The sequence below is a fragment of the Bradyrhizobium sp. Leo78 genome (assembly GCF_059512425.1).
In genome coordinates this window covers 1-5,866 of the sequence record NZ_JCAMOT010000107.1, presented here as the reverse complement: position 1 = coordinate 5,866, position 5,866 = coordinate 1, and the positions used below count along the sequence as shown (strand labels likewise).

The 5,866-nt window shown below is 61.2% G+C and carries 7 protein-coding genes; 5 read left to right on the top strand and 2 right to left on the bottom strand.

What is annotated here, in order from left to right; all coding sequences use genetic code 11:
• The 5 genes from ku to AC5ZG1_RS43330 form a co-directional block, all read left to right on the top strand.
• Positions 1–773 (top strand): non-homologous end joining protein Ku (gene ku, locus AC5ZG1_RS43350; RefSeq protein WP_496136474.1); only part of this gene is annotated, 773 nt, incomplete at its 5' end.
• A gap of 77 nt (positions 774–850) precedes the next feature.
• Entirely contained in the window at positions 851–1,756 is a 906-nt protein-coding gene (gene rnz, locus AC5ZG1_RS43345) for a ribonuclease Z (RefSeq protein WP_496136472.1), read from the top strand.
• Between the two features lie 23 nt (positions 1,757–1,779).
• Positions 1,780–2,397, top strand: coding sequence for a cell envelope biogenesis protein TolA (locus tag AC5ZG1_RS43340; RefSeq protein WP_456647048.1), 618 nt, complete (start codon positions 1,780–1,782; stop codon positions 2,395–2,397).
• Between the two features lie 82 nt (positions 2,398–2,479).
• Entirely contained in the window at positions 2,480–2,974 is a 495-nt protein-coding gene (locus tag AC5ZG1_RS43335) for a Phasin protein (protein WP_496136471.1), read from the top strand.
• An 84-nt stretch (positions 2,975–3,058) separates the two neighbouring features.
• On the top strand, positions 3,059–4,039 hold the full coding sequence (locus AC5ZG1_RS43330) for an alpha/beta fold hydrolase (RefSeq protein ID WP_456647240.1): 981 nt from the start codon (positions 3,059–3,061) through the stop codon (positions 4,037–4,039).
• Between the two features lie 306 nt (positions 4,040–4,345).
• Here the strand turns inward: AC5ZG1_RS43330 and dinB are convergent, their stop codons facing one another.
• Positions 4,346–5,449, bottom strand: coding sequence for a DNA polymerase IV (gene dinB / locus AC5ZG1_RS43325; protein WP_456647228.1), 1,104 nt, complete (start codon positions 5,447–5,449; stop codon positions 4,346–4,348).
• 40 nt (positions 5,450–5,489) lie between these two features.
• Positions 5,490–5,762 (bottom strand): hypothetical protein, encoded by a 273-nt coding sequence (locus AC5ZG1_RS43320; protein ID WP_456647230.1) that lies wholly within the window; start codon positions 5,760–5,762, stop codon positions 5,490–5,492.
• Positions 5,763–5,866 lie beyond the last annotated feature (104 nt).

Genomic DNA, 5,866 nt, shown 5'->3' with positions numbered 1-5,866 from the left:
TGAAAGTCGACGCCGATACTGGCGAGGAGGTCGCTAACGAGGACATCGTCAAGGGCTACATGCTCGACAAGGAAACCATCATCGAAGTGTCGAAGGAAGAGCTTGAGGAGATCGCGCTGGAATCCACCCGCACGATTGACATCGACGAGTTCGTCGATCGCGAGGAGATCGACCCGCGCTTTCTGATCCGTCCTTACTACTTGCGGCCGGACGGCAAGGTCGGTCACGACGCCTTTGCGGTAATCCGCGAGATGAACAAGGTCGCGATTGGGCGGGTGGTGCTGACGAACCGCGAGCACATCATCGCGCTCGAGCCGATGGACAAGGGTCTGGTCGGGACGCTGCTGCGTTATCCGTACGAAGTCCGCTCCGAGGACGAGTATTTCGACGAGATCCAGGACGTTAAAGTCACGAAAGACATGCTCGATCTGGCCAGGCACATCGTGAACCAGAAGAGCGGCCGTTTCGAGCCAGACAAGTTCGAGGACCAGTACGAGACGGCCTTGATCGATCTCATCAACCAGAAGCGAGCCGGCAAGCCGATCACCCCCAAGGAGCGACCGCGCGGAGAGAACGTTGTCGATCTGATGGAGGCGCTGCGGCGCAGCGTCGGCAAAGAAGCGGAGCCGGCGAAGGCTGCCAAGCCGGCCAAGAAGCCGCGAAAGGCGACGGCCGGCCAGAAGGAAATGCTGATGCCAATCCAAGGTAAGAAACAGGCGAAGGAGACGGCTGGGAAGAAGCCGACGAGCAGGCAACATCGAAAGTCGGCCTGACTCGGATATGATCTGGTCGCGCGAGGGCGTGAGCGTTTTCGGCAAGCCACACCGAGAAGAGGGACGCTAGGCGACGAATGTTCGCGCTCACCTTCCTGGGGACGTCGGCAAGCGTCCCGTCGGCCGAACGTAATCATCCGGCGCTTCTCGTCGAGGCGGGCAATCATCGCATCCTGATCGATTGCGGAGAGGGAACGCAGCGCCAATTGCTGCGCGCCGGGGCTGGCTTTCGAAGGCTCGACCGGTTGCTATTGACCCATGGCCATTTCGACCACGTGCTCGGCATTCCTGGTCTCTTTTCGACCCTGCGACTGCGGCAGAGCACCGAAGTCATGACGATCCAGGGTGGTCCCGGCACACTCGAAGTCGTCGTCCGCATGCTCGCAGGCCTATGGGGTGAGGGAAGGGCGCCTATTCCGCTGCAGCTCGTTCCGTTGACGGCGGGCCAGGTCATCGACGCCGGCGAATTCGCGATCGACTGCTTTCCGGTACGCCACCGCGACACCGATAGCTTCGGATTTTCCTTTGAAAGCCCGGCCCGCCGTCATCTTCGGCCGGACCGCCTCATCTCGCTCGGCGTGCCGGACGGCCCGGTTCGGAAGGAGCTGGCGGAAGGAAGGCCAGTGACGCTGGCGGACGGCAGGACGATTGATCCGGAAGACGTCCTCGGGCCGCCGGAGGGGCAGAAGAAGCTCGTCATCGTGGGGGATGCCGAAACTACCGAGAGCTTGGCCGAGCACGTTCGCGGCGCCGACGTACTCGTGATCGAGGCCACTTTTCTGGATCGCGATGCGGCCATCGCGCGGGACTACGGCCATCTCACTGCGGCGGAGGCGGCCGCCCTCGCAGCCAAGAGCGACGTCAGGCTGCTCGTCTTGACCCACATCTCGGGCCGCTACACCGATGAGGAAATCCTGGCCGAGGCGACGAAGGCGTTCCCGAACAGCCGGGTTGCGACCGATTTCGACCGCCTCGTGGTCTAGCAGGGGCGCAGGAGCACGAGCAAATGGCGAGGAAGCTGAAGACGTACCAGACTTCGCTCGGCTTCTTCGATCTGGCGGTGGCGGCGCCCTCGATGAAAGCGGCTCTGGAAGCCTGGGGCGCCGAAGGCAATCTCTTTCACCAGGGAGCGGCGAAGCAAAGCGAGGATCCCGACGTCATCGCCGCGACCATGGCGGCGCCGGGCGTCGTTCTGAAGCGCCCTGTCGGCTCCAGCGGAGCATTCAAGGAGCACGCGGAACTGCCGAGCGATCTCGCTGGCGACGGCAGATCGAAAAAGGCTGGCCGCAAGTCGGCAAGCCGAAAGCCGCAGCAGCATACAAACCCAACCGAAGACGCGGCGGCCGACCGAAAGGCCGCACTCGCTTTCGAGAGGCAGCATAAGCGGCGCGAGCGTGAACGCGCGAGGGAAGAGGCTGCTCGGCAGAAGGAGCGCGAGCGACGGCAACAGGCCGTCGACAACGCACAAAACGCCTTGGATGCTGCACGCCGGAAGCACGAACAGAACGCTGCCGACCTTCAGGCTGAGCTCGAGCTTATCAAGGAAAAGGCGCAGGCTGAGGAAGCGCGTTGGGAGAAGGAGAGGGCTCACCTAGAGACCGCGTTGCGGCGAGCGCGCGGGTAATCCCGCGTTAGGAACGCTACACCGCAAGGCATGTTTTAGAAATGACCGTTGTGGTCGAGCTACCCATTCTTTGGAGCCTCAGATGAGTAACCGTAAACGAGCGATAGCGTCAAAACGCGCCCGCGGCCCTAGAAAAGCGGTACCGGCCCGACGGAACAAGCAGGCTGTTGTTAGAAGCCCGAAAGACAACCCTCTGCGCTCTGTTGCCGCAGGCTCGACTGAATCGCGCAGGCGTCATGACGAGTCAAAGCAGTCAAAGCAAAAGAATCCCATCGTTGAGAATCAGATGGCTGCCTTACAAGATAGCTTCCGTCAGAGGATGAGGGACAACAATACAAAGGGATTTGATCTTTCTTTAGTGACGGCAAGCCTGCAGGCTTATCAAGCGAATTTTCTGGAAATGGCACAAGCCGACATGCAACTTGCTTTTGAATTCGGTCAGAGACTTGTGACGATCAGGTCGCCATTCGAATTTTTCGCCGTCATTGTAGAATTTACAAGCAGGCGCATCGACACCTTCCGGAAGCATTCGAAGCAGATGGCTGCGTATCCGTTCTTGGGGCACGCGACCCCTTAGTGGTCGCCGCGCACTGGCCAAGGTCGCGGTTGCTCCACCCATTCGAAGTAACCCGCCAGCGCGGACCATCTAAGGATTGACCCGATGTCCACAACTGAAACCGTCCTGCTGATAGTCTTGGCCGGGCTTATCGTTCTAATCCTCGGCAATATTGCGTTTCAGGTGGCAGCGGAGCGAAAGAACCCGCCGATCGGCGCCTTCATCGAGTGCGACGGAGTGCGCCTTCATTATGTCGAACGCGGCGATGCCGCCGCGCCTTGCGTGGTCCTGTTCCACGGGAATGGCACCATGATTCAGGATCTCGTCCTAAGCGGTCTGGTCGACCGCCTAGCCCCCGACTACCGCGTCGTTTGCTTCGACCGGCCAGGGTTTGGCTACAGCCACCGTCCCCGCATGCGCATCTGGACGGCCACAACGCAAGCTACCTTGTTCGCAAAGGCTCTTGACCAGCTTGGCGTGCGCAATCCCGTCGTGCTCGGCCATTCCTGGGGAACGCTGGTGGCGATCGCGCTGGCGCTGCGAAGCGACTATGCCGTAAGTGGGCTCGTGCTCGCGTCCGGCTACTACTTTCCGACCTTTCGGATGGACTTTTGGCTCATGTCAGGTCCGGCACTGCCACTGCTCGGCGATCTGATGCGCTACACCATCTCGCCGATCACATCGTGGCCCCTTATGCCGAAGCTTATTCGCACGCTGTTCGCGCCGCGTGCCGTTCCGCCGGAATTCAAGAACGAATTTCCGATCTCACTGTCTCTCCGGCCCAAGCAACTGAGGGCGGCAGCCGAAGAGAGCGCGTTTCTTCTTCCAGCCGCCGCACAGTTGCCGCTTCAATATCAGGGCATCCGATGTCCCGTCAGGATCGTGCATGGAAAGGATGACCGGCTCATCGAGCCCGACCAATCGCGCCGCCTGCACCAGGCGTTACCCCATTCCGAGCTAGATCTGGTCGAGAATGCCGGTCATATGGTGACCTATGCAGACACGCCAAGGATCGCGGATGCCGTGGCGGTGCTGGCGCTCACCGCACCGACGAGGCCGGAACTTGGAGGCGAGGCCTCGGCGTAAATAATTCGGATGTTGACGGAAGGTGTCAGCCCGTCTCGCTGGCACCTGCGGATTGGCATCTCTGCAGCATTGAATATGTACGCACCACTATCAAGGCAGCCGAACGCTCGGTCTTGCCTTTCCACCAACACTGCTTGCCGCCGCAGACGAGGTGATCGCGTAGGCTTCTTGTTGCAATGCGTGAGTCCGGAAGTGGCCCATCCCCGACATCTTGTGAGGTCTGATTTAGTGCCTCCTCTTAGGGCTACAGCAGACATCCGCACCGACTGAGCTACAGCGGTATGATGAGTGGATGCCCCAGTCGGTTCAAATCCCGAAATCCAGTTGCGGCTTCGCGTCGTCCCCGCCTTGCAGGGAAGATAGCGAGACCCCCAGGAGGCGCACCGCTTTCGGAAGGGGCATGTTGTCCTTCAGCAGGCTAGTGGCCAGTTGTGCAAGATCGTTGCGGTTCGCGACCGCCGAAGAGACGGACCGGCTGCGCGTGATGATCTCGAAGTCGGCGAACTTCACTTTGAGCGTCACCGTCCGCCCCCGGGTGCCCGTCGACTCGCAGTGTAGCCAGATCTTCTCGATCAGCGGGTCGAGCTCTGCTTCCATGGTGTCGAATTCGGTTAGATCGGTCGCGAACGTGTTTTCCGCGCCGACAGACTTTCGGATCCGGTTGGCTCGAACGGGCCGTTCGTCGACGCCGCGCGAGATCCAGTAGTAGTAGGCGCCGGACTTGCCGAAGTTTGCGTTCATGAACTCCAGCGTCTGGTTGCGCATGTCGAGACCCGTGAAGATGCCCAGGGCATTCATCTTCGCGCTCGTCGCCGGGCCTATCCCGTGGAATTTCACCACGGGCAGCCCCTCCACGAAGGCGGGTCCCATCTCAGGCGAGATGACGAACTGGCCGTTCGGCTTGCGATGATCGGAAGCGAGCTTCGCCAGAAACTTGTTGTAGGAGATGCCGGCCGAAGCGTTGAGGCCCGTCGCGGCCTTGATCGTTTCGCGGATGCGCGAAGCGACGTCCCTACCAAGCGGGATGCCTTGAAGATTTTCGGTCACGTCAAGATAGGCCTCGTCGAGTGACAAGGGCTCGATGATCGGCGTGTGCTCCGCGAAAATCTCGCGAATTTGCCCGCTGATGGCCTTGTAGACCTCAAAGCGCGGCTTGACGAAAATCAGATCGGGACACTGGCGTTTCGCCGTGATCGACGGCATCGCGGAGCGCACACCGAACTTCCTGGCTTCGTAGCTCGCGGCAGCCACGACGCCTCGCTCCGCCGAGCCACCCACCGCGACCGGCTTTCCGCGGAGGTCCGGGTTGTCGCGCTGTTCCACGGAGGCATAGAACGCATCCATGTCGATGTGGATGATCTTGCGATAGGACGCGGTCGAAGCGCCTTGCTCGGGATCGGGTAGGACCATGCGCGGATTATAGAGGTCCGCGGTCGAGTCGTCGCAGCCCTTAAGCCGCGTCGTCGGGAGGGCACTCCGGGCAGGTGTCGCCGATTGAGTCCAGCACTTCGGCGATCGCGACGGCGGCCGCCTGAGACGAGACGCCAAGCGGCGGGTACTCGCGGGCGATGTCGAAGGCGCGATCGCGGACATGCGGGTCGGTGCGGTCCTGCATCCACCCGTGCTCTTCGCATTCGCGGATCGCGCCCACTTCTTGCAGCACGGAGATGGCCCATCCTCGCAGCGTCCGGATCGTCGCGCGCCGTTCCCTGGTCATCAGCATTTGGAAGGCTCCTGGTGCGCGAAACGAATCCGCGAGCTCAACTTGCGTTCCGGCGAGCTAGCACAGGGCAGGGATTCGCAAACGCGGGAGCAGTTGCTTTTCCA

Coding starts and splice junctions, on each gene's coding strand:
- rnz (WP_496136472.1), top strand. CDS start 851: ATGTTCGCGCTCACCTTCCTGGGGACGTCGGCAAGCGTCCCGTCGGCC.
- AC5ZG1_RS43340 (WP_456647048.1), top strand. CDS start 1,780: ATGGCGAGGAAGCTGAAGACGTACCAGACTTCGCTCGGCTTCTTCGAT.
- AC5ZG1_RS43335 (WP_496136471.1), top strand. CDS start 2,480: ATGAGTAACCGTAAACGAGCGATAGCGTCAAAACGCGCCCGCGGCCCT.
- AC5ZG1_RS43330 (WP_456647240.1), top strand. CDS start 3,059: ATGTCCACAACTGAAACCGTCCTGCTGATAGTCTTGGCCGGGCTTATC.
- dinB (WP_456647228.1), bottom strand. CDS start 5,449: ATGGTCCTACCCGATCCCGAGCAAGGCGCTTCGACCGCGTCCTATCGC.
- AC5ZG1_RS43320 (WP_456647230.1), bottom strand. CDS start 5,762: ATGCTGATGACCAGGGAACGGCGCGCGACGATCCGGACGCTGCGAGGA.